The organism is Pseudoalteromonas galatheae (assembly GCF_005886105.2).
Lineage (GTDB): Bacteria > Pseudomonadota > Gammaproteobacteria > Enterobacterales > Alteromonadaceae > Pseudoalteromonas > Pseudoalteromonas galatheae.
The window spans coordinates 1,707,308-1,728,628 of record NZ_PNCO02000001.1 but is presented as its reverse complement, the minus strand read 5'-3'; the positions used below and the strand labels follow the sequence as shown (position 1 = coordinate 1,728,628).

22 protein-coding genes are annotated in these 21,321 nt (G+C 40.7%); 7 read left to right on the top strand and 15 right to left on the bottom strand.

Annotated elements, in window-relative coordinates; genetic code table 11:
• The 3 genes from crcB (at position 1) to rmf (ending at position 2,343) form a co-directional block, all read left to right on the top strand.
• A complete protein-coding gene (gene crcB / locus CWC29_RS07525; RefSeq protein WP_128728105.1) occupies positions 1-381 on the top strand; it encodes a fluoride efflux transporter CrcB in 381 nt (126 codons plus the stop codon).
• A 7-nt stretch (positions 382-388) separates the two neighbouring features.
• Entirely contained in the window at positions 389-1,684 is a 1,296-nt protein-coding gene (gene serS, locus CWC29_RS07520) for a serine--tRNA ligase (protein WP_128728106.1), read from the top strand.
• A 488-nt stretch (positions 1,685-2,172) separates the two neighbouring features.
• Entirely contained in the window at positions 2,173-2,343 is a 171-nt protein-coding gene (rmf, locus tag CWC29_RS07515; protein WP_010372771.1) for a ribosome modulation factor, read from the top strand.
• Positions 2,344-2,421: 78 nt separating this feature from the next.
• Here the strand turns inward: rmf and fabA are convergent, their stop codons facing one another.
• On the bottom strand, positions 2,422-2,937 hold the full coding sequence (gene fabA, locus CWC29_RS07510; RefSeq protein WP_010372774.1) for a 3-hydroxyacyl-[acyl-carrier-protein] dehydratase FabA: 516 nt from the start codon (positions 2,935-2,937) through the stop codon (positions 2,422-2,424).
• Positions 2,938-3,177: 240 nt separating this feature from the next.
• On the opposite strand from fabA, the gene CWC29_RS07505 reads away from it, so the two are divergent.
• The 3 genes from CWC29_RS07505 to CWC29_RS07495 are packed head-to-tail and all read left to right on the top strand — an operon-like array spanning position 3,178 to position 5,280.
• On the top strand, positions 3,178-4,032 hold the full coding sequence (locus CWC29_RS07505; protein WP_138524067.1) for a 6-carboxytetrahydropterin synthase: 855 nt from the start codon (positions 3,178-3,180) through the stop codon (positions 4,030-4,032).
• Positions 4,025-4,849 carry a M23 family metallopeptidase gene (locus CWC29_RS07500; protein WP_138524065.1) on the top strand — a complete coding sequence of 275 codons (825 nt, stop codon included), beginning with the start codon at positions 4,025-4,027 and terminating at the stop codon, positions 4,847-4,849. The genes CWC29_RS07505 and CWC29_RS07500 overlap by 8 nt, the downstream gene beginning before the upstream one ends.
• Positions 4,846-5,280: an acyl-CoA thioesterase gene (locus CWC29_RS07495; RefSeq protein WP_010372783.1), complete on the top strand. Its 435-nt coding sequence runs from the start codon at positions 4,846-4,848 to the stop codon at positions 5,278-5,280. Before CWC29_RS07500 ends, CWC29_RS07495 begins: the two co-directional genes overlap by 4 nt.
• Before the next feature lie 236 nt (positions 5,281-5,516).
• Here the strand turns inward: CWC29_RS07495 and CWC29_RS07490 are convergent, their stop codons facing one another.
• The 9 genes from CWC29_RS07490 to CWC29_RS07450 all read right to left on the bottom strand — a co-directional run bounded on the left by CWC29_RS07490 (position 5,517) and on the right by CWC29_RS07450 (position 17,810).
• On the bottom strand, positions 5,517-7,808 hold the full coding sequence (locus CWC29_RS07490; protein WP_138524063.1) for a sensor domain-containing diguanylate cyclase: 2,292 nt from the start codon (positions 7,806-7,808) through the stop codon (positions 5,517-5,519).
• Positions 7,809-7,810: 2 nt separating this feature from the next.
• The gene (locus CWC29_RS07485; protein WP_138524061.1) at positions 7,811-8,788 is read right to left on the bottom strand and encodes a response regulator; all 978 of its coding nucleotides are present in this window, start codon (positions 8,786-8,788) and stop codon (positions 7,811-7,813) included.
• Positions 8,760-9,899 carry a response regulator gene (locus tag CWC29_RS07480; protein WP_128728111.1) on the bottom strand — a complete coding sequence of 380 codons (1,140 nt, stop codon included), beginning with the start codon at positions 9,897-9,899 and terminating at the stop codon, positions 8,760-8,762. The genes CWC29_RS07485 and CWC29_RS07480 overlap by 29 nt, the downstream gene beginning before the upstream one ends.
• Positions 9,889-11,787, bottom strand: a complete 1,899-nt coding sequence (locus CWC29_RS07475) for an EAL domain-containing response regulator (RefSeq protein WP_138524059.1) — start codon at positions 11,785-11,787, stop codon at positions 9,889-9,891. Before CWC29_RS07475 ends, CWC29_RS07480 begins: the two co-directional genes overlap by 11 nt.
• A 530-nt stretch (positions 11,788-12,317) precedes the next feature.
• Entirely contained in the window at positions 12,318-13,646 is a 1,329-nt protein-coding gene (locus CWC29_RS07470; RefSeq protein ID WP_128728113.1) for a Na+/H+ antiporter family protein, read from the bottom strand.
• A 1-nt stretch (position 13,647) separates the two neighbouring features.
• Positions 13,648-15,591, bottom strand: a complete 1,944-nt coding sequence (locus CWC29_RS07465; protein ID WP_138524057.1) for a transglutaminase family protein — start codon at positions 15,589-15,591, stop codon at positions 13,648-13,650.
• Positions 15,581-16,510, bottom strand: a complete 930-nt coding sequence (locus CWC29_RS07460; RefSeq protein ID WP_235956543.1) for a DUF58 domain-containing protein — start codon at positions 16,508-16,510, stop codon at positions 15,581-15,583. Before CWC29_RS07460 ends, CWC29_RS07465 begins: the two co-directional genes overlap by 11 nt.
• Positions 16,511-16,524: 14 nt before the next feature.
• Positions 16,525-17,430, bottom strand: a complete 906-nt coding sequence (locus CWC29_RS07455; protein ID WP_138524053.1) for an AAA family ATPase — start codon at positions 17,428-17,430, stop codon at positions 16,525-16,527.
• Positions 17,427-17,810 carry a response regulator gene (locus CWC29_RS07450; RefSeq protein WP_128728117.1) on the bottom strand — a complete coding sequence of 128 codons (384 nt, stop codon included), beginning with the start codon at positions 17,808-17,810 and terminating at the stop codon, positions 17,427-17,429. The genes CWC29_RS07455 and CWC29_RS07450 overlap by 4 nt, the downstream gene beginning before the upstream one ends.
• A 398-nt stretch (positions 17,811-18,208) precedes the next feature.
• Between CWC29_RS07450 and CWC29_RS07445 the strand changes: the two genes are divergently transcribed.
• Positions 18,209-18,688 (top strand): hypothetical protein, encoded by a 480-nt coding sequence (locus tag CWC29_RS07445; protein ID WP_010605413.1) that lies wholly within the window; start codon positions 18,209-18,211, stop codon positions 18,686-18,688.
• A gap of 63 nt (positions 18,689-18,751) precedes the next feature.
• On the opposite strand, the gene CWC29_RS07440 is transcribed toward CWC29_RS07445, so the two are convergent.
• The 5 genes from CWC29_RS07440 to CWC29_RS07420 are packed head-to-tail and all read right to left on the bottom strand — an operon-like array spanning position 18,752 to position 21,321.
• Positions 18,752-18,907, bottom strand: a complete 156-nt coding sequence (locus CWC29_RS07440; RefSeq protein ID WP_017217405.1) for a hypothetical protein — start codon at positions 18,905-18,907, stop codon at positions 18,752-18,754.
• Positions 18,901-19,050 carry a hypothetical protein gene (locus CWC29_RS07435; RefSeq protein WP_167815417.1) on the bottom strand — a complete coding sequence of 50 codons (150 nt, stop codon included), beginning with the start codon at positions 19,048-19,050 and terminating at the stop codon, positions 18,901-18,903. The genes CWC29_RS07440 and CWC29_RS07435 overlap by 7 nt, the downstream gene beginning before the upstream one ends.
• A 3-nt stretch (positions 19,051-19,053) precedes the next feature.
• A complete protein-coding gene (locus tag CWC29_RS07430; protein ID WP_138524051.1) occupies positions 19,054-19,434 on the bottom strand; it encodes a hypothetical protein in 381 nt (126 codons plus the stop codon).
• Entirely contained in the window at positions 19,427-19,885 is a 459-nt protein-coding gene (locus CWC29_RS07425) for a virion protein (RefSeq protein ID WP_017217403.1), read from the bottom strand. The genes CWC29_RS07430 and CWC29_RS07425 overlap by 8 nt, the downstream gene beginning before the upstream one ends.
• Positions 19,885-21,321: a hypothetical protein gene (locus tag CWC29_RS07420; RefSeq protein WP_138524049.1), complete on the bottom strand. Its 1,437-nt coding sequence runs from the start codon at positions 21,319-21,321 to the stop codon at positions 19,885-19,887. Before CWC29_RS07420 ends, CWC29_RS07425 begins: the two co-directional genes overlap by 1 nt.

Below are 21,321 nucleotides of genomic sequence, written 5' to 3'. Positions count from 1 at the left end.
ATGCTGATAAATTATCTCACAATCGCGCTAGGTGGAGCGTTTGGTGCAATGTTACGCTTTTTTATCAGCGATATGTCGATAAAACTCTTAGGTAAGGGATTCCCTTTTGGGACGTTGATCGTTAATATTCTTGGTTCATTATTGATGGGTGTGCTTTACGGTTTAATTGAAAAAGAAGTTATTTCAGCTTCTCCATCTAAAACGTTGATAGGTATTGGCTTTTTAGGTGCGCTGACTACTTTTTCTACATTCTCAATGGATTCCTTGTTGTTACTTCAACAAGGGCAATATATGAAAATGGCGTTTAACGTCACATTAAACGTGGTGGCGTGTATCTTTATGGCCTGGGTTGGTCTCTGCCTCATCATGCAAAAAGGTTAAAAAAACAATGTTAGATTCTAAATACTTTCGTCAAGACATCGAGGAAGCCGCTGCGCGTTTGAAAAAGCGTGGTTTTGAACTCGATGTTGCTAAGATCACCGAATTAGAAGAAAAGCGCAAAGCGCTACAAACCAAAACTCAGGAATTACAGAGTGAGCGTAACAGTTCCTCCAAAGCGATTGGTCAAGCTAAAGCGAAAGGGGAAGACGTTCAACCTTTACTAGATGCTGTTGCAAACTTGGGCGACCAATTAAGTGCGGCAAAAGAAGAGCAGGATAAAATTCTTGCTGAACTTAATGACTACGCAATGTCGTTGCCAAACCTTCCTGCTGAAGAGGTACCAGCAGGTGCTGATGAATCAGAAAATGTTGAAATAAGCACTTGGGGTGAACCAAAGCAGTTTGATTTTGAAGTTAAAGATCATGTTGACCTTGGTGAAGCGCTTGATAAGGGCCTCGATTTCGAAACTGGTGTTAAGCTAAGTGGTTCTCGCTTTACAGTGATGCGCGGTGGCGTAGCACGTATGCATAGAGCACTTGTCCAACTGATGCTGAATACTCACACTGAGCAAAATGGTTATACAGAAATGTATGTACCATATCTTGTAAATAAAGCGAGCTTGTTTGGCACGGGTCAACTTCCTAAGTTTGCAGAAGATTTATTCCATACAGAAGCATTATCTGAAGACCAAGATGGCTTTAGTCTAATTCCAACAGCAGAAGTACCGTTAACGAACTGCGCTCGTGACGTTATTTATGACGAAAAAGAGCTGCCGATTAAGATGACGGCGCACACGCCTTGTTTTAGAAGCGAAGCAGGTAGCTACGGTCGTGATACGCGCGGACTTATCCGTCAACACCAGTTTGATAAAGTTGAACTTGTCCAGCTTGTAAAACCTGAAGATTCTATGGCAGCGCTTGAAGAGTTAACAGGTCACGCTGAACAAATTTTACAGCGACTTGGCTTACCTTACAGAAAAGTGGTGCTTTGTACTGGAGACATGGGTTTCGGTGCGACGAAAACGTACGATTTGGAAGTTTGGTTACCAGCGCAAAATACCTACAGAGAAATTTCTTCCTGTTCAAACATGTGGGACTTCCAAGCGCGCCGTATGCAAGCGCGTTTCCGCCGTAGTGGTGAGAAGAAGCCAGAACTACTTCATACTCTTAATGGTTCTGGTTTAGCGGTAGGTCGTACTCTAGTTGCGATTTTAGAAAACTACCAGCAGGCAGATGGATCAATTATTGTGCCTGATGCACTAAAACCATATATGGGTGGTGTAGAGGTTATTAAAGCAAGCTAAGATAGTACTGCTTAATTGAGCTTTGCTCGATTTAAAAACTCAAGTTATTGAAAAGAGGTTGGATTCGTCCAGCCTCTTTTTATTACTATATTATGAATGTTTTTTTACAGAGAAATATAGAAAAACAAGATCATCAACCAATAATTTAAGTCTTGAATATCTAGATATCTATATAAAAGTAAAATAATTATGCTTTTTGTGCTCAGCTGTACAAGAATTACATTTCTGATCGTTGCATGACTCGCTGAGATGTGATTTATTGAAGGTATGGGTTTGGCCAAATCTCATCGGTAAGTAGCGCATCTGTATAATATACGATGTCGCTCGTGTTTAACTTTTCTCAATAAAATCTTTAATTTAAATTGTTAGTACGAATTGTCATTACATCGTAAGTCACTATCTTCGTTTTGAGTGACGTTCGCTTAAGTTTGAACTACGCAGTATTAGAAACGCTAATGCTGAACGAGAAAAAGGTGAGGATATTACCTATGAAGAGACAGAAAAGAGACCGTTTAGAAAGAGCACATTCACAAGGATTTAAGGCAGGATTAGCCGGTCGGTCGAAAGAAAATTGTCCCTATCAACAAGTAGAACACAGATCAGAATGGTTAGGCGGATGGCGAGAAGCGATGGATAATCGCAACATCTTTAAAACCTGATACCGAATTTTAGGAGAGCAAAGCCCCAAATGGGGCTTTGTGTGTTTTTAAAGCTATTAAACGATAATAGCTAAAAAGTTAAAATGCGCTGGTATCTTGGAAAAGACCTACTTTCAAATCTTTTGCTTCATAGATCACACGACCATCAACTTCGACGATACCATCTGCTAGACCCATAAATAGCTTACGTTTGATAACGCGCTTCATTTCAATGCGATAAGTCACTTTTTTAGCAGTTGGTAAGATTTGACCCGTAAACTTTACTTCGCCCACACCGAGTGCACGGCCAAGACCAGGACCACCAGACCAGCCAAGGAAGAAGCCAACTAATTGCCACATTGCATCCAGACCTAAACAACCAGGCATTACTGGATCACCTTTAAAGTGGCAATCGAAGAACCACAGATCAGGATTGATGTCGAGTTCAGCAATAATTTGACCTTTACCATGCTCACCACCGTCATCATTAATTTGAACGATGCGATCCATCATTAACATGTTGTCGCTAGGTAGGCGGCAGTTGCCTTCACCAAACATTTCTCCGCGACCACATAAAATAAGTTCTTCTTTTGTATAGCTGTTCTTCGGTTCCATAAATCTTCTTCTTAGCTTGCAAATTGACGCTACTTTAGCGTACAGATGTACGCTAAACAACTCCGAACAGTTAAAAAGCGTACGGAGACTTGTAAATTTTGAGCTAAAGATATGTCTATTTGATTAAATTTCAAAAAATTGAAGAGATTAAATGCAAATCAGTTCCAATTAGGGGCGATTTATAATGTGAAAATCATTATAATCTGGGATGATTTTTTAGCAGGCTATTTTAGGTGATCTATGCTCCTTTTTGTTGACTCTTTGACCGTAATTGATTTTTCGTACCTTTGCCCACGTCGTGGTGCGGTAGGTGAAAGTTGGATCACCGATATTATGTTGCATGGTGAGCTAAACGAAGAGTCTATGGTGTTAGACTTTGCAAAAGTTAAAAAGCAAATCAAACGTATTATTGATGAAAAGCTGGACCATAAATTAGCGGTACCCAGCGGGCTTGTGTGTAATGCAAAGCACAGTGAAGGCCGATTTGGATTTGATATGCAATTTGATGGAAATCACTTAGCCATGAATGCACCGGAAGAAGCGGTCTGTGTAGTGGAAGGGGATGAAATCAATGAAGCCAATGCAATCGCTTACCTTAAGTCTGTTATTATGCCGCATATGCCTGAAAACGTGAAAGATTTAGATATAACACTGCGCCCAGAGGCCGCTACAGGCTTCTATTATCACTATAGCCATGGCTTAAAGAAACACGATGGTAACTGTCAACGTATTATTCATGGTCACCGCTCATTGATTGGTGTGAAGCTAAATGATATCAGCATGCCTAGATTACAAAAACAATGGGCGGATAAATGGCAAGATATTTATCTTGGTAGTGAAGAAGATTTAATTGATCCTAGTTTGCTTAAGTATGTAACCGCTCAAGATAAAGATTATGCGTTCGCGTATACCTCGTCGCAGGGATATTTTGAGTTGGCGGTCAGCAAATCACGTTGCGATATATTACCTTGTGATACAACAGTTGAATGTATTGCGGAGTATCTTGCTGGCCAAATAAAGCTGCAAAACCCACATGATAAGGTTGAAGTAAGGGCGTACGAAGGGGTTGGAAAAGGAGCGATTGCGTATGCTTAAACGTGCAATTGTCATATTGCTTGCGAGCACTACATTATTTGCTGAGGCGCTTGAATTAAAAGGTAACCTTACACAAGGTGGCTTAGTCGTCGGCAAGCTTGAAAATGCAACTGAGATAAAACTAAACGAGACCAAATTAAAGCGCTCTAAAGATGGCTATTTTGTGTTTGGTTTTGGCCGTGACGCAGAACTTAACCATACTTTGAGTTGGCAATCTGATGATGGCCAAAAGCATCGCCAAGCGATAGTGATCACGAAACGAGATTACGATATAGACAAGATCACAGGTGTTGCTAAGAAGTATGTTTCGCCACCAGAGTCGGTGCTAAAGCGCATACGTGAAGAAGCACAAGCCGTATCAAAAGCAAGGCAAGGTAATTCGGATTTATTATTCTTTAAAGACCCTGTTTTTAGACCTGCGAAGGGCCGTATTTCAGGCGTTTATGGTAGTCAAAGATATTTTAATGGTGAGCCAAGACGCCCACACTTTGGTTTGGATATCGCAAATAAAACCGGTGAACCAGTCTTAGCGCCGGTATCGGGTAAAGTGGTGTTTGCAAATCCAGATCTTTACTACAGTGGCGGCACTTTGATTATTGACCACGGTCATGGAATTACTTCTACGTATATCCACCTGAGTAAACTGGGCGTTGAAGTTGGTGATACAGTAAAAACAGGCGATAAAATCGCAGAAATTGGCGCAACGGGTAGGGTAACAGGCCCGCATTTGGATTGGCGCTTTAATTGGTTCGGGGAGCGACTCGACCCAGCTCTACTTATGAATGATACACTAGCGGATAAAGCAGTACAAAAATGACAGATGAACAAAGACAAGCCATCGTTGAGCAACGCATTAAAAGCTCAATCACACACGTAACAAAGACTGTATTCCCGGGCCGTACTAACCATCACAACACCTTATTTGGTGGTGACGCTCTGGCTTGGATGGACGAAGTTGCCTTTATTGCTGCAACGCGTTTTTGTCGCAAACCCTTGGTAACGATCTCTTCAGACCGAGTTGATTTCAAAGAGGCAATTCCGGCAGGTACTTTTGCGGAATTAGTATCGAAAGTGGTGCATGTTGGTAATACTAGCTTAAAGGTTGATGTTGAAATTTACCTCGAAAGAATGCACAAAGATGATAAACACTTAGCAATTACAGGCAGTTTTACCTTTGTTGCCGTGGATGACAATCATAGGCCAACTCCTGTGGTTTGTGACAAGATGCTAAATGGCTTTGATAGCTAGTTTTATCTTTAATAATCTATCTATGAAGCAAATATAGGGCTAAGCCCTATATTTAATATTACATAAAGAACACATCATACTGATAAATTAAAAATTTATGATATCTGCAGCAGTTAAAGAATATAGGAAGATGTAATCAAACCTTCCTTCTCGAACTTAACTCATTAAAGAAAAATAGGTCACTTTTTTGGTTAGTCATTATCTGTTAGTTCAAAGCGGTGGAGTTAATATATTGATTATTTAAACCAAACTACCTTGTTTTTGCCTGTGTGTTTAGCCTCGTACAATGCTTTGTCAGCATCGTTTAGATGTCCAGTAATAGACATTTTTTCCATCTCGGGAAGTACTGCTTTTACACCAATACTAACCGTGAGATGGATGCTTTTTTCTTCTGACAAGGTAATTTCTAAGTCAGATATTGACTTTCTTATGGTTTCAATCAGCGAACTAGACGATCCGTATGTAGCATCAAGTAACACAAATGCAAACTCCTCACCTCCCATTCTCGCGGTAAAATCATCACTGCGTAGCGCGTCCTTTATAGTGTGAGCAATCAGCTTAATGGCTTTGTCACCAGCATCGTGACCGTAGGTATCATTAATAGACTTAAAGTTATCGATATCTACCATACCAATTAAATAGGGGAAGGAAATCTCACCAACTTCGGCGGCTTTTTCCATAAAGGCACGTCGGTTGGGCAGGCCCGATAAGGTGTCGGTCATCGCAAGCTCAAGCAGCTTGTTTTCCGCTTCCTGGCGCTCTTTATCGAGTTTAACCGCATAGTATAAACCCGCTAGAGAGTCGACTAGTGGTTGTAAGAATTGTGCATCTTCTTCGGTATAGTCAAAAAACTTATTCGCAAGCCCAATCATACCGATTAACTCACCATTGAGCTTTATCGGTAGCCCTAAAAACTTAGAGATCCTAGGGTGTCCTTTTGGCGTACCTTTCGATGCAGGATGTTTACCTCGTTCATTACTAATGACGGTCTCTCTCGTTAGGATAACCGAACCAAATAAATTATTAAAATCAGTAAAATAGAGGTCATTATCATAATATCGCTGAACCAGTTGAGAGCTTAGATCATTCCACTGCATCTCCGAAATTGCATGGATAAAAAGCCTAGGTACACCAGCGGAATGTTCAAGTTCGCCGATCAACGCAAATTGACTATCAGCAATGTCAATGAGCTCTTCTAGAATTTCACGGCATGATTTAGAAAGATCACCCGTCTTTAAATAGGCTGACTGTGCCTTACTGATAAACGACAGCAACTGCTTTTGCTTGCGTTCTTGTAGCTGGGCTTCCATTCGGTCGGTAATATCACGGTGAGTTCCAGCAAGACGTAGTGCTCTACCGCTATTATCACGCTCAACCACTTTGCCATAGGTTTCAATCCATACCCAGTGTCCATCAGCATGTTTCATTCTATAAGAAGTGGTGTAGGCATCAGTTAGCCCCTGTAGGTGCTGAGCTAGATTTGTTTCTACATGACTACGGTCGGTTGGGTGAATAAGCTGACGGAAATAATTAACGCTGGTTTCGACATATTCAAATTCGATCCCAAGCATATCACACCACTTTTTATTTACTTTGTTTATATCTGCTGGAATATTCCAATCCCATGTTCCAAGTTCTGAAGCTTCTAATAACAAACGCATCTGCCGGTTTGTTTCATTGAGCTTGTCTTCAGTATACTTTTGTGCGGTATTTTCGGTAATAAAGGCTTGGATACTCGTCATTCTGCCTTCGTGGTTAAAATGCGCCACCGTGATCATTCGGATCCAGATCTGTTTTGAATCCAGTTCCATCTCTAGCAAAATTTCAGACGCTTCTAAACCAGCTAAATGGTTTTGCAAGTTAAAATGAAACTTCTCAACGCTTGATTCAGTAAGTAAATCTTCAAAATGTATTTCACCAGAGCATAAGTTAAAAGTGTCAATACCAATGACGCGCTCAATGTTAGGAGATACGGTACGAATGTGAAGCCCATTATTGTACTTCCATTTTATTAATACGATTGGTGAAAAGCGGATTAGCTCTTGATCCTCAAGGTACAGCGAGTAATTTTTTTGTAGCTCCAAAATAGTGGTGATCAGGCCGCTAATTGTCTCGAGCAAATGAATATCTCGCTCGGCATAATTCTTTGGTTTGGTATCGATTAGACATACACCACCAATTGGTTTGCCATCGATCCGAAAAGGCACACCCAAATATGAGCGAATGTGAGGTTCACCAGTAACAAGAGGATTATTTGCATAGTTTTCATCTAAGGAAGTATCTGGAATCAGTAGTGATTTGTTATGCTTGATTAAGCGCTTACAAAAAGCATCTTGTTCTGGTGTTTTATCAACAAGAATCCCATGCTTGGCGATTAGGTGTTGCCATTGACCTTCAATGACGGTAACCAAAGTAATTGGTACATCAAAATAGTTTGATAGAGAAGTGAGCAGGGTGTTGAGGTCAGCGAGTGGAAAACTTGATTCGACTAAATCCTGTGTTAATTCGACTTTTGCAAAAGTATCCACGCTCACTCCCCATTAATTAAAAATTCGGTAAGCTGAGTCGTGTTACTTTGTATTTCGTGAGGCAGTGCAGTATTGAGTAACTTTTCCAGCTGAATTTCTAGTTCTATTTGTTTTCTTGGCAATAAAGAATTTTCAATGTTATCCAGTACGAACAGATAATGATGTGTAGGTGAAGGTAGTATTTTATAGTTTCTAAAAACTTCATGGGCCGCAGCAGCGAGTTTCGCTGAGGTGAGCTCGCAGGTTGGCAACGCATAGTAAGTTAAAAAAGGGTTTATCGAGTAGCACAATAGAAGCTCATTGATCACTTCATAGATGTTTATTTCATCTGCAACATCAACCTTTTCAATAGTGATCAAATAGAACTCTTCGTCTTTTGGATTACTACGGATCTCACATCTTAAAACACCAAGAGGGGTGTGGTAGATACCGTTACCACTAAAGCATGCCGAAAATTCAGCAAGTATCTGAGATTCTATATCGTGACTGAGATTATGTTCGACAACTAGACCTTCATTATTGATTAAGACCCGAGGGCAATCACGCTTTTTAAGTTGTTCTTGCAACACTGTTTTAAAATAGTTGTGGTTGTACACATCTATTGCTGCGTTGACTTCTGCGAGTAATTTGTCGTTCTCCCATGGTTTACACAAAAACTTATGTGCAACCTTGCTATTTATCATATCAATAAGTATGTCGGAGTCAGTATAACCACTGAGAATCAAGCTTACTGCACCTGGGCGTATTTCTTTGGCTCGTTTTAGAAAATTTCCGCCATTCATAATTGGCATTCTAAAATCGGAGATAATAACCTGAACAGGGTGCGAGTCTAAATACTCAAGTGCTTCAAACGGATTGTCAAAACAGACAACTTCTACTAGCGGCAGACTTATAAGTCGCTTTAATGCGTTAAGTACAGACAGTTCATCGTCTAAAATCAGTATGTTATAACTAGCTAAAGTATTTACTTCTGAGTTCATAGAAAAGCTCCAACCAATCTAGGCCCTTTTGATCACAAAACATGTCGATGACGCCTTGATTCACTTCCTTATTGGTAATTGTATCTGTAAGCAACAACAATGTAGTGGTATTACTATCTGAGGTTCCCGTTTCTAAGGCTTCAATGAGTGCATACAGTTCATCAGTGATGGCTGACTCGTAGCCTATTAAGGTAGCGGTGTAGAGGGCCATATGTAATTTCTCTGTATAGCAGCCCCCTGGGGAGTGGCATTGGTTTTCAGTTATAAGCTGGACTATTTCTGAGCCCAACTCACCAAGAAATAATAGAGATTGAATAAAAACAATACGCTCGGTGTCAACTGATGAATCACGTCGTTTTTGTACCAATTCTTTTAGTAACTTAACCTTTCTAAAGTTAATATCACTTAACTGCTCACAGTTTACGATATTGTATCTGGCTGCGACCATATTGTGATAACACGCAGAGACAATAATTGCGGAAACTAAGTCCACACCGAGTGTCTTTATTGCGGTAGACAAGGAGTATTGCTTTGTCGATAACCCGACATAAGCACTGTTACATAAGTGGAATAACTTAGCTTGAATGAGGACTTCTTGTTCAAGCATCGCTTCAAGCTTATGAAAATCTAAATCAATATCCTCAATTCTACTTAGCAAAATAGGCAATTCGTTTTGGATGAAAGTTTCATTTAACGCCTGCTTTATAGACTCACTTAATGGCAACTCACAGAGTCGATAAAATGCAGTAATAACATCATCAAATTCTTCTCTTCTAAATGGCTTAGCTACGATAAAGGTCGCGGAAATTGACGACTTACACAGTACTTTTCCTGTAGTATCACCGGTTAACAATACGGTGAGGACTTGCGGATAGCGACGTCTCACAATATTGATTAATTCAACACCATTAATTGCCGGCATAAGGTAGTCGCTAACTAAGATATCGATGCTAGTTAACGTATCTAGGGATTCAATAAATTGTTTAGGGGATGAGAAGGTCAATATATCTGCACCTTCCATACTTATATTGAAGTGACGGTAGAGCGACTTCAACATTAACTCATCGTCATCAACGAGTACAATCCGTGGTACTTGGTTTTTAATAGACATAGTGAGTAAGCTCCTCAAACAAAACAGGTTTTCCGATTAGATATCCCTGTACTTCGTCACATTGTAACTGCTCTAAAATTTCAAGCTGCTCGACGGTCTCTATCCCTTCAGCAACAACTTTTAATCCAAGGTCATGAACTAATCGAATGACATTTTGGACAAGATCACGAGCCGATTTGGAACTGTCGATATTTTCTATCAGACTTTTGTCAATCTTAATAACATCTACTGGCAACTTTGAAATATAACCCAAAGAGGAATACCCTCTGCCAAAATCATCAATAGCAATAGAGAATCCGATTTCTTTTAACTGTATTAATTTAGCCTTAGCTTGCTCGAGGTTTTCCAAAACAAAATTCTCGGTGATTTCTAATTCAAATTGCTTTGGTTGAAGTGAATACTTTTTGATAATTGAATACATGGTTTGCACAAAGTCAGGGTCGGAGAGTTGATAAGGTGAAATATTCACTGCAACTTTTTTAATATTAAGCGCCTCTTTTCGCCACTCAGACAGTGCGATACACGTTTGCTCTAGCACCCAATTTCCTATTTTAACTATTTGTCCGTCTTTTTCTGCCAACGGAATAAAATAATCCGGTGAGTTAGCGCCAAACTGGCTGTTCTTCCAACGGATCAACACTTCGCAGCTATTGATCGAATGTTCTTTTAAACTGAGTTTTGGTTGAAACCTTAGATAAAATTCACCATTATCGACAGCGTTGAATAATGCTTCAGACACTTTATGCTCATTTAGCTTCTCTGAAAGCAGCGATTGTGAATAACGCATGTAGAAGTCAGTCCGAGATTCACAGACGAATTGGGTATAGATCACTAGGCGGTCTATCGCCTCCGACAGTGGCTGCTTGGGCTCAATCATAGTATAAGAGGCGGCAAATTTGATTTGGATATTTTTGCGAACGAAGAACTGCTTAATTGAGTCGATCAGCTCATCTAAAAATTTATGAACTTCAATTTCACTTTGTACTGAATCTAACCAAAATATTGCTTGATCAAAACTGATTTCAAGCATAGAAAAACGAGTCGTTTCACTTAGTAACGCATAATCTATTATTTTCTTTAAAGTATCTGAATATATCGGGGTATTAGAAATAATATTCTTAACAAGCAAGTCACGAATTTTAAGACAGATCATGACAGAATTATCAGTGCGATTAATATGCTCTAGAAAGCTAAGTTTGCTCTGATAGAAATTAGGGTATTGATCCTGCTGGTTGGAAAGGGGCTTGATGATAAGTAAGTAGCTTGACTCTGTTTTTAGCTTGAGCTCAACTTGGCATAGTACCCTAGAGCTTGTTAGTGTTGCAATTCTGCGTTCAGCAAAGTCATCAAGACATTTATCACTTTCAAAATTAAACAGTTGAAAAAAATTACCTTTATTTAGTTCGTTTAAAACTAATTCTGTGTAGGCGTAATTGCAGTCAATAACATTACCAATGCTATTAACTTCCACTAAAGGCGTATTATTGCTGCGCAATATCTGGGTTTTTAATTCGTTTTTGTGATGATTAGTGAGTGCCGCTTCAACCGTTGTGTAAAGCTCTTCATTATTCCAAGGCTTGGATAAAAATTTAAAGGTATTGTTAGCGTTGATTAGTGACTTCATATCATTATAGTCAGCTTGCCCACTAAGGACGATGCATTCTATATTAGGATCATGCTTTTTTGCTTCCTGAATAAGCTCCTGACCATTCATACTAGGCATTTTGAAGTCAGTGATCAGTACTTGAGGTTTGTGCTCCTTTATCAAACTTAGCGCTTGTTTGGGGTCCTCGGTATATATAACTTCATAATGTAGTAAACGCAAAGTGCGCTTTAGTGACTTTAGAATATCAATTTCATCATCAACCAATATGATAGGTACACTCATAGCTACCCCTGTATTAGCGCATTAAATCTTTCTAACAGAAAAGAATTATCAATTAGTGTCGAAAGGGCATCTGTAGCTTTGGCTTTCTCAAGTTTAAAATTATTTAATGCAGAGGCAACCAAAACCTTAATCGTTTCAAACTCAACTTTTTTGCTAAAAGCAATCACCAGCTTTTTGTATAAAATAACTTTTTTCTATCACTGAACATATCGCTTTTCTGTACTCGGGTTTATCATCTATGTTAGTACCTTAGCTAATTATCATTCTTTATCAGAGTGTAGACCACTTTCTGCAATTTGATAGTCGCTAATAAAGTCTTTTGAGAGGGCATTTTGTACTCGCAAACAAGCGATATAAGGTGTTCAAAAGAGAGCGACTCACTCAGCATAGGTGTAAGTTTCAATAATTGGAGGTTTCGCTTAATTGAATTGGTTAAACTCTTATAATTATTGGTCTCATAAAAGCAACAAGGGAGATGAGCTAAAGGTACCAAAGCTGACGGGCTTGGTACCTTCCGATTTATAAGAAGTCTATAGCACCATTGCGGCTATCCAGCCAAAGCATAATAGAGGGATGTTGAAGTGAATAAACGTTGGTACTACGGAATCCCAGATATGATCATGCTGTCCATCGGCATTAAGTCCTGAGGTTGGTCCAAGTGTAGAATCTGACGCTGGGGAGCCCGCATCACCCAGTGCTCCCGCTGTTCCCACCAAGGCTGCGGTCGCCATAGCCGAAAAACCAACTTCTAGAGACAAAGGTACAAATAGCGTGGCAATGATTGGCACGGTTGAAAATGAACTGCCAATTCCCATGGTAATAAGTAAACCAACAAGTAGAATCATTGCTGCAGCAAGTGGTTTATTATCGCCAACAAAATCGGCACAACTTGCTACTAAACTTGTCACATCGCCCGTTGCTTTCATGACAGAGGCAAAGCCTTGAGCAGAGATCATGATAAAACCTATCATGGCCATCATCGCTACGCCTTTGCTGAAAACATCGGAGTTTTGTTCCCATTTCACGATACCAAAGAGGCTAAAAATCATCACGCCAACAAGCCCACCTAATATCATTGAGCCACTGATATTTTGCGCAATGAGAGAAGCCAACACTGCTGCGCCGCCGACGATCATCACTTTAGTTGCTTCTTGGCCTTCAGGTACCGTGCTTGATTGAGTACTTTGCTGTTGACTCATTTCATAAACTCGCTTTTTACGATAAGTAATGAAAACGGCAACCAACAGTCCTATCAACATACCAAGCGCAGGGATCACCATAGCATAAGGCACGTCAAACTTAACCAATTCTAAACCATTGTCTACTAGGTTTTTATGCAAAATAGAGTAAAGGTAAATGCCACCGAATCCATACGGCAACACCATATAACTGGTCGCTAAGCCAAACGTTAAAATACATGCAATCGCACGGCGGTCTATCGTCAGCTTGTTCAGTACGACTAATAGCGGCGGAATGAGGATCGGAATAAACGCAATGTGGACAGGCACAAGGTTTTGTGACGCAATTGAGCAAGCCAAAATAATGACCATTATAAACATGCTTAAGAAAGTTGAGCCTTCACTATCATTGGCATTAACTAATCTAAGAAGCTTTTGCGCGAGTATTTGCGTCAAGCCAGACTTTGAAATAGCAACTGCAAACCCACCTAACATGGCATAGCTCAGAGCTATTTCTGCTCCTCCAGATAAGCCATCATTGAAGGCGTTTAAGGTTGTCTTCAAATCCAAACCGGCCACTAAACCTGCTGCCATTGCACTGACGGTCATAGCGACAATCACATTTATTCTACATAGGGTTAACCCCAACATGAGCAAGACGCCCAAAATAACAGCATTCATACTATTTTCTTGCCTTTCTTTTTATTGATTTGTACAACATCTTCAACTCACTAAGCTCAAATTTGGTGAGTGGTTTCTGTTGATACTGTGACTTTTCAATTAACTGATAAAACTGCCAAAGTGATACTTCTAATTCAGGAAATAACTTAGACAACTCAGCAATATGCTGCTTCGCCGTTGTGCCACTTAGCTGCTCTTTGAAATCGGACACTATAGCATTGTAATAGACAAGTTCGATAGGGCGTTTATGCTGAGTGAACCGCTTACTGAGGTAAAATAATGCGATTGAAACCAAAAGCAGCATAAACAGTGAGAATATTCCCGCCCAAAGTTGGCCACTGCTACCGAACCATTCCTTAAACAATGCACCTTGTTTTTCTTTATCAAAATTAATAACGACACGAGTCCACTGATAGTCTAGTTCTTCAAGCTGTAATCGTAACCAGTTAATAGACTGCCAATTAGACAGTCCAATTAAGCTGTAGCCTAAACCACTTTTAAACTCGCTTGATAATTGCTCTAATTGAGAAAGACTTCCTGTCATTCTTTCTGGAGCAATCCAAGCAGTTGGATCTAAGCGCTGCCAGCCAACTCCTGGTGTGAAATACTCAACCCAAGCATGTGCGTCATATTGATAAATGCTGTAATAGCCTTGATTGTCATTTTTTTCACCGCCCAAATAACCTGATACTAAGCGAGCAGGGATATCCGCGCTTCGTAGCAAAAATGCAGCTGCGGAGGCATAGTGACCACAAAATCCATTAAACGAGTTAAATAGAAAGTCATCAATTCTATCGTCCGATTGGGTTGTAGTTGGTGTTAAGGTATAGACGAAACCATTTTGCAAAAAATAGCGCTGCATTAATTCAATGAATTGGCTCGTTGTTGTCGATTGGCTATCCCAATCGCGCGCCAGTTGTCTTGCCTGTTGATTAATGCCGTCAGGTAATGCGGTGTTGCGCCTGTAATACCAGGGTCTCAACGAATCTTGTGGCTCAAAATCAGTGAAATCGATTTGATACTCGACAGGTTTTGCCGATAGTTTTTTTAAATAAACCGTACCAAATACGTTACTATTTAACTTAGCGCTTCTCGAATACGAGTATGCTAGGCCGTATAACCAAGGAAGTTGACTAGGCTGAGCAATAATAGTCGCTTTACCAGTCGCTTCATTGGGTAATGCTCTAATATTGGTACCTTGATACTCAGAAACTTTCCATTGTCGTCCGTCAAATTCATCGTGAATAATCGCACGCCAATAGAAAGGTCCAGTTTGTTGAGTGTTTTCAAATGATGCCCTAAATACCAAGTCGCTGGATTGGGATAGGTTTGCGATATTAAAAGGATCTACATTCTCAGATAACCCTGTTTTTGCTTGATTCTGCGGTGCAGGTAACTGCCAAAATGCTGGGAGTTTTGGTAAAAAAACGACTAATAAAGTAGCCACAGGCAGCACCAATACCAATCCCTTTGCACTTACCTTAAGCGCAGATTTGAACCTTAGGTTTTGCTCAAGATTAAGCATGATAGCTAAATTAACTGCCAACAAAATTAATACCAAAAATGCAGCAAATATACTTTGTGTAAAAAGAAATAAGCACGGGTAAGTAAAAAAATTCAAAATACATATTTGTGTAAATTGGCGAGCTTGCGTAGCGTGAATTTGCTTAAGCAGCGATGCAACCAACATCAGAGCCACAAAAACATTCACGCTGTTTTTTAGACCTATTAATGAGGCCGTCGCAATAGCGCCGAGTAAAGTGACCAAGTTAATAAAGCGAATGCTTAACATGTTTGGCTTAGTCACTAATCTTGATGCTTGCCACAGTGTTAAAACGGTACATAATCCGACAAAGCCGATACCAAAATCATCGACAAGAATAATGCTCAACAACCATAAGAAGAATGACGTGCTGTAGTACCATTTTGGAAAGCTAGAATTCACTTAACGCCTCCAAACAACATTGTTTATGAGCTTCACCTTGACCGAAGGGGATCCTGTTTTGTTGAAGTAACAGAGCATAACTTGTTTGTTGCTTATCGGCGTCAAGTACCATACTACAGAGCTTGCTCAGGCGCTCTTCCTTGCTACCAGAAAGCTTAGAATAGTCAAAGATAACGCGGTGTAAGTCAGCAGACTCTGGCGCGTTTTGTTTTACTAACATCTGTTCCGTCTTGGCGTAATGCTTCCAAGAAACACGACTCAAGCTCATGCCTTTTTGATATTGTGCGAGATGGTCAAATTCAGCTGAGCGTTCTTTCTGTTGTATGCCTTGGCTGGTATTTGATGCATTGCCGTAGCTAAACTCCGTGTTTATAACGGATAATGGAGTAGGGTAAACGTAGAAAACATCGTGTGGTTTTATATACGACCAGGTACGAATAAGACCAAATGGGAAGTAGCTGAGAATTTTAATTACCCCAGTATCATATATACCACGAGGTAATTCAGGGGCGGCTAACTCGATAACTTTTTCATCACTTACTTTCGAAATATGGGTTGCCGTTTGGTTGTATTCACTTGATAGTCTGAGTGATTGGATCTCTGCGCCAGATGAAATACTGAGTCTAATAGATGAACTATATGGGCTAAAATTAGCATTACTACCCAGATACCGAACATTTGTATTGTTCAGGTTGAAAAAACCTAAAAATAGGGCGGCTATCATCATCACAGCCATAATGTAGGACACTGCAAGTATCAGATTATTCTGATAGTTGATCCCCAATATGAAATTAAGCAAAGCCACAGCGATAAAAAAACCGCCATCCTTAGATGGCAGTATGTAGATATTATTATGAGATAACCGTATTTCTGAACGTTGATGTCGTTTATAAATATGCTGCTGAACTTTCCGTTTCAAGCGGTTAATCATGCTTAATGTACCGGTACGTTTTGAAAGACCTGCGTCTGAACTTCTGCTTCATTAGTTGTGGTGACGCCAAGTCGATGGGCACAGACTGAAGTGAAAACGGCTTGAACATCATCGGGTATGACGAAATCTCGACCACTAATAAACGCATATGCACGACTTGCGGCTGCAAGCGCGATACTAGCTCTTGGCGATAAAGGGTCACTAAATTGACCTGAGCTGCGTGTGTAGTTAACTAAGCGAAGGATATAATCAATAATGGCGTCACTTAGCACAATATTGGGCACAACTTGCTGATACGCCAAAAGTGTTTTGCCATCGATCACTTGCGGTGCTTGAGTCAGTTTTCTCGCTTTTCCAGCTAATTTAATTAACTGTGCTTCTGCTATTTCCGAAGGGTATCCCAAGCTTATACGCATAAAAAAGCGGTCTAGTTGCGATTCTGGCAATGGATGCGTGCCAGATTGATGCTGAGGATTTTGCGTTGCAATCACAAAAAATGGGCTAGGGAGTTCATGGCTCACGCCATCAATGGTTACTTGGTGTTCTTCCATGGATTCCAATAAGGCGCTTTGCGTCTTTGGACTTGCGCGGTTGATTTCATCGGCCAGTAAAACTTGGCTGAAAATAGGACCAGGATGGAATTCGAATGACTGATTTTCACGGTTAAAAATGGAAGTACCTGTAATATCAGCTGGGAGTAGATCGCTAGTAAATTGCACTCGACGATATGTCAGACCTAGCACGTCGGCAAGAGAATGAGACAGCGTCGTCTTACCCATACCAGGCAAATCCTCAATTAGCAGATGACCTCGGCACAAAAGACTGCAGATAGCGAGTTTTACTTGTTCAGGCTTTTCTAAAATAACGGTAGAAAGCGCATCGGTAAGTTTCTTTATTTCTTCATTCATGTAACCAGCTCTAAACGCTTCATTACCGAATCCACTTTGTGTGCATTGAAAGGTTTAGCGATAAAGCCTTTAGCACCAAGTTCCCAAGTATTTTGAACATTCTCCATACTATTATGGCCAGAGCACATGATGACATGAGACACTGGAAAGTTTTCGTTAATGTAGGATAGGATCTCGGTACCATCTGTATCGGGAAGCTCAATATCTAAAAAGACAACACTGGGCTGCTTATGCTTTAGTAGCGGCTTTGCGGAGTCAAAGTCTTCACAACCATAAACTTCTTCAAACCCTAAGTTCTCCAAAATCTGTGTCAGAAAATCTCTGATCTCAACAGCGTCATCAATTATCAAGATTGGTTCTAGCGGTCTTACAAATTCCATATGTCGATACTTCAAATTACAAATTCAACCACATACTATAAAAAGCTAAACCATAGCTCAATAGAAAATACGGTAAACTTTTTATTAATGTCCGATACCGTCTAGTATTGGACATATTGGAGATGATTAAATTAGCTTTCTTGATATTACAATCACTACATATTTAACATCCTATAATTTATATTATGTTAAATAACCTAAATTGCGACACTTTTGCGGGTGTTTCATGGTTCAATCAAAAATCCCTCTCTAAGCCTTATTTTCATAAGTTTTCTCGTTTTCCTGTATCATTAGCAAAATTGATTGTTCTAAATTTATTAATCGAAAAATTTCATATAAAAACCCACTTCCGTGCAGGACGCTCGACGCAAAAACAACGTCAAAGGAAGTAAGGATTGATGATGACTGACTTTAAAGAGTTACTTTTCAGAGCGGGATTTATGAACTTCGGTAAGTTAAACCGCAAACAGGTATGCGAGTTTTTAATGGTCAAAGAGCGCACGCTTGAGCGTTGGATCAGCAAAAATAAACCATGCCCCCGTGCGGTTCGGCTCTTGGAAATGCGTATTAACGGTAGCGTATCTAACCATAAATCATGGGACGGCTTTTTTATCTGTCGTGATGGTTATTTGTGGACACCACGAGGCGCAAGATATGAACCCGATTACATAAATAAAATAGACATTCTACAAAGGACTTCACGCTATCACGAAGCGCATACAGCCTCATTACAAGCTGAAATTGACCACCTTAAGGATCTGGTCATTGCTCGTGATAAACTCAAGGAAATGGGACGGGATTTGATAGAAATGTCAGACCGCTTTAGGTTCAAGGACGCCATGCTCAGGTTTGAGCAGAAAAAGGACAAGTCGGCTTAGTGTTTTGGGCTGCGATATTGCAGCCCATTTTTTTGATTTACGTTACAACTATCAAAATGCAAACTACTTCAAAGCCTCATCCAAAGCCCCTACTAATTCATCATCCAGTTTGTTGTTGCTCTTGGCCGCTAGGTGCTTGGCCGTTGCTAAACAGACTCGTTTGATGAATGCCTCTGTGGCCAACTTCGTTAACAGGTATTTTCCTAGTGTGGTTAGCATATCTTTGCCTCCAATTGTTTGATGCGCTCGTCTTGCGCGTTAATAATGACTTTCAGCCAGTTGATGTCGTTTTTTAGCGTGGCAATGGTGGCAATGAAACCACCTACTTGCACACCGATTACCACGACAGTAGACATATCCATACCCTATCCTTTATCAATCATATCTAATGCCTGAGCCGTTACGATTTGGCCGATTAGCGGCTGGTATCGTGGCCTAAGCTGTAAGTTTCCGTCGAACAGTCTTTCTAGATAATCCATGTGATCATCATGCGTCATCGACATTGCTTTTAACCACGTCTTATCCCTAACGGTATAATCTGGGTTCAGTTTGTCTGGGTCTAAAACGAAGCCCGCATTGGGGTACTTAATATAGTTAGAGCCATTAGCCGCGAATTGGACTTCAGCCAGTACGCTGGCGACAGATTTGGTAAACGGTTTACTCTCTACTTTGAAGTAGTTATATACCCACCACACACCGTACAGCGTGGCAAATAGGCTGACATTTTTTGAAATGAAATTACCCATTGAACCCCCAATCGAAGCCACGTTGAATGGTTTCCATGCTGTATGGCTGTTCGCCGTTCTCCATCATTATCATGGCTTCCATGACTTTCGGGTATTCCGCTTGGGCCAGTGGCCTGTCACTTGGAATACCAGCACGCTTTGACACAAAATTGATGTAGTTCTGTGTTTTGTTCTCTGACGGTGGTGCCCAACGGGAGATAATTCCATTGATGGTTGTACGGCCATGTCTAAAGGCGTAGGTGCGCAATATGCGCCCTGCTGCTCTTAGTCCATGTTCTACCGTTTCGAAGATAACAAAGCGGCCATCATCGCCCACCATGCCAATCCAATCTTCGCCTTTTTCGATGTTCAGCGGGTTGTTGTTACGTATGCCTTTTGGTGAACCGGTCTTCATAAAATATCCTCCTAGTAATATCAGTCCTAATGCTAAAAACAGGGTTTTCTGTTGCATTAAAACGACTCCTTGAACACCCTAAAGCGCGCTTTTGGGCTATCTAAATCAGGCTCTAGTGTCATCCGCAATAGCTTTGATGTTGCGCCCGTTTGCCATATCTGCAATTCATTCCCAACAGGTTTGCAATATGTGGTGCTCGTCGCAAACGCCTCTGGATGTGTGTAGGCAACGTGATAGCTTTTTAATGCGTCATCAGTCGTATAGATTTTATTACCTGCCAAAATCACCCATTGACGACCAATCAGGCAACCGCCAACAAATTCAGGGAACGCAGCACCAATATCCACGACCTCGCCCGAATCGCGAATATAGGCAATTGCGCCGCTAGAAGTGGTAAACATAATCGTGCTATCTGTGAATGTGGGCGGCTCTTTTATACCTATGGGTAGTGTCACGCCCTCTATTCGGCGTACTGTCACAAATTCATCGTTGGTCACATAGAGGGAGTCACCACAAAACAGCAAAATATCATTGCTGTATGGGTCGCTATACGCACGCTCAATATCACGGTCTAGTAGGATTTCTGGGCATGTTTTAGTACTCCATACCCCATCAACAAAGGTGATGATTTTATTCGGTGCTGTGCCGTAACCTGCACCAAGCACATAAAAGACACCGTGTTTTTCTACCAAACAATTTGCAGTGAAATCAGCGTGATTTGGGTTTCGGGGTTTTTGTAGAATGCCATTAGTATCAGCAATGATTAAATCCCGTTTATCCCACCCCCTGAGCGCATAAATATAATCGCCGTATGAGATGGGGCTTTCTAGTGGCTCGACATATTGCCGACTAACGCCAGTGTCCACATTGGTTGCATACCATGTGCTACTGCCACCCGCAGATTCATGGATAATGTAGCCATTATGGTAAATAGCACTTCTTGCTGTCAGATTGGCATCAATATTCACAGTGTAAATGCTTGATGGACTAACACGTTGGTCGGGCCTTGCCGCAATAAACGCATACAAAGGTGCAGCTGAGTTATGTTCGTATATCGTTTGAGCTGGAATATACATGCCCGTTTCAGCGTTAACCCCTTCACCACCAACCCAAAAGCCAACGTTATCGCAAGATATGCGCGCATTTGACTGTGACGGGTCAAACGGTAACAAGCGCTGTGACAGGCCAAAGTGGTCTACAATGAAAGATAAAGAACGGCTCGCTTTGGTGCTTAATGCGTCATAACTTAAACGATGGGCAGACGACCATACTTCAACTTTTTGGGCTTGCTGGCTCTGTAATACAAGACGAGCAAATACCTGATTTGTCGTGATTTCAAAGCCTGCACGCGCCTCAGTGGAAAACACTTCGGAACCATAGGCGTTATAGGCCGTTAGCCTGACTTCAGCCTCACTATTCATCACTTTGATGAACTGGCCTTCGCCAACTAACTCAGTCGGAAAATTGGCTTCAATATTGAGTTTGCTTAACAT